The 2,802-nt window shown below is 69.1% G+C and carries 2 protein-coding genes; both read left to right on the top strand.

Annotated features, from left to right (window positions below; all coding sequences use genetic code 11):
• Nucleotides 1-2,268, top strand: a 2,268-nt coding sequence (locus QZ709_RS02670; RefSeq protein ID WP_294635818.1) for a PAS domain S-box protein, incomplete at its 5' end; no start/stop codon positions are given.
• Nucleotides 2,265-2,802: response regulator transcription factor (locus tag QZ709_RS02665; protein ID WP_294635817.1), on the top strand; the 538-nt coding region annotated here is incomplete at its 3' end. The genes QZ709_RS02670 and QZ709_RS02665, both read left to right, overlap by 4 nt.

Below are 2,802 nucleotides of genomic sequence, written 5' to 3'. Positions count from 1 at the left end.
GCGCTGCAGCGCTTTCGCGAACGAGACCCGAATTTCGTGTGGTTGGGCCTGGTCGATCTTGACGGTGTGGTTCTCGCCGGCTCGGACGGGTTGCTGGAAGGTGTGTCGATTGCACACCGGCCCGTGTTCAACCAGGGTCGCAAGGGGCCGTGGTTCGGCAGCTTCCATCCACCGGTCACGCTGAAGCCCTTGCTGGAGTCTGTCGGGGAGGCGGTGCCCGCCGAGGTGGCAGACATGGCCGTGCCGGTGCGCGATACCGAAGGGCGTGTGTGGGCTGTGCTCACCAGCCACTTCGATGCTCGGGCGTTCGCTTTGCTGCGTGAGGACGTGCTGGGACCGGCTGATGGTCGGCGGGCCATGGACTTGGCGATCGTCAACCAAGGGCGTGATGTGGTGATGGGCCGTGCGCCGCTGGCAGCCAGCCACTGGCCTGTCGCCCGCCTGGCTCATGATGTGCCGGCAATCCCGGTCGACGTCGACGGTCGGCGTCGCTTCATGGTGGCCCACGTGGCGGTGGGGGTGACGGACGGCGGGCTGCAGTCGGGATGGAGCGTGCTCGCGACGCAACCACTGGATGCTGCCCTGGCGCCCGCTCACTCCTTGCAGCGGTATGTGCTGTTCTGGGGGGCGCTGTCTGCGTTGCTGATCGGAGGGGCGGGAGCATGGCTGTCGCGGCGGCTGGCCCGACCTTATGCCGACATGCTGGATGCCGTGGCTGCACACCTGCCCGCGCGGCCCGAGCACCTGCCCGCCGATCAGATTCGCGATGTGCTGCAGCAGCTGGTGCGGCGTGCCGTGCCGGCGGCAGACCGGAGCCCCGGCGAGCAACTGCTGCTGCGCCTGCTGGCCGACGCTCAGCGTCTGGGGCACATGCTGGATCAGATGCCGGCCCCGCTCTTTCTTGTCAGCGAGGCGGGGCGCCTGGTGTACTGGAACAGCCAGGCGGCGTCGGTGTTCGGCTGGGATGCGACGGCGGTGGGGCAGCCGTTTGCCGCGCTGCTGAAGTGGCCCGACGAAGGTGTGCAGTGGCCTGCGGCCGGCACGGAGGAGTCGGGCCCGTGGAGTTTCGACGCCCCTGTGCAGACGCCTGGCGGCAAGGACGTCTGGGGCGCGTGGATGGTGAGCCGCGTTCATGATGCGGAGGGCCGCGCGGCCGGGATGCTGGCCCAGGTGCGGGACCTGACCGCCGAGCGCCAGGCGAATCAACGGCTGCTGGAGCAGACCGAGACCCTGGCGGCCGTCATCCAGGCTTCCAGCGATGCGGTCATCAGCACCGACGAATCGGGTCGCATCGCGCTGTTCAACCCGGCCGCCGAGCGGATCTTTCGGGTGTCTGCTGCGGACATGCTGGGCCAGCCGCTGGACCGTCTGATCCCCGACCGTGTGCGCTCGGCCCACCAGGGCGAGATGACCCGGTTCGCGGCATCCCGCGTCAGTCGCCGCGCCATGGGTGTAGGCCGTGTGGCGGGGTTGCGCAGTGATGGGGAGGAACTGGTGCTGGAGGCCTCGATTTCACAGACCACGGTGCAGGGGCGCCGCGTGCTGACGGCCATGCTGCGCGATGTCACCGAACGCGTGCGCGCCGAGCGGGCCCAGATCCAGTATCAGCTGGAGTTGTCCGAGCTGACGCATCAGCTGATGGACCAGGAGCGCGCCACCACCCGCCGGCTGGCGCAGTTGCTGCACGACCGGCTGGGGCAGACGCTGACAGCCTTGCGGTTGTCGTGCGAGGCCTTGTCCGTGAGGTTCGGCGCGACGGAGGGGGTGGGCGAACGCCTGGACAAGATCGATCGCCTGTCGCAGCTCGCGCTGTCCGAGGTCAGGGAAGCCCTGGTGGACCTGCGCCCCCCCTTGCTCGAAGACCAGGGACTGGTGGCGGCGCTGGACAACGAGGTTCAGTTGCATGCGGGTGACAAGGGCGGGGCCGCACTGGTGTTCGACGTCGAATTGCAGGACGCCGGGCAGCGCTGGCCTGCGGATGTGGAGTACGCGGCCTTCATGATTGCCCGCGAGGCGCTGACCAATGCGCTGCAGCATGCGGCTGCACGCAGTATCCAGATCACCCTGTCCGGTCACGGTGGCGCTCTCGCGCTGACCGTGACGGACGACGGCAACGGCCTTCCGGCCGAGCTGGCCAAGGGGCGTCCCGGCCACCTGGGGTTGGTCGGCATGCGAGAGCGGGCGCTGGCCATTCACGCCACCCTGGCGCTCGGCTCCCGCGCAGGGGGCGGGACCGAGGTGGCCTTGCACTGGGAGGCGGGCGCATGAGCCGCATCTATCTGGTCGACGATCATGCGCTGGTGCGCGATGGCATGCGTGCGGTGCTGGAAGCCAGTGGGCACGAGGTCGTCGGAGAGTCGGATCAGCCGACGGCCGCGCTGGCCGACATCCAGCGTGTGCAGCCCGACGTGGTGCTGCTGGACCTGCATCTTGGCGGAGAGTCCGGCATGACCGTGCTGGACGAGTTGCCGCGGCGTGCACCGCAGGCACGGACCATCGTGCTGACGATGTCGCCTCAGCCGCAGCACATTTCCGAGGCCTTGCGGCTGGGGGCGTCGGGCTATGTGCTGAAGGGCTCGTCGGCGCGCGAGGTGCTCGCGGCGATTCACAACGTGACCCAAGGGCGACGGCATCTGGCCCATGACGTGGCCGACATCGCTCTGCGGGCGTCTTCGCCGGATGCGGCGCCGGATCCGCTGGCGATGCTGTCTGCCCGCGAACGGCAGATCGCGACGCTGGTGGTCAACGGTCAGTCGAGTTCGGCCATCGGAGAGGCGCTGCACCTCTCGCCCAAGACGGTCG

This window comes from uncultured Aquabacterium sp. (assembly GCF_913773725.1).
In the GTDB taxonomy this organism is placed as follows: Bacteria; Pseudomonadota; Gammaproteobacteria; order Burkholderiales; family Burkholderiaceae_C; genus Aquabacterium.
The sequence above is the reverse complement of the archived record's forward strand: the minus strand, read 5'-3'. Positions and strand labels throughout refer to the sequence as shown.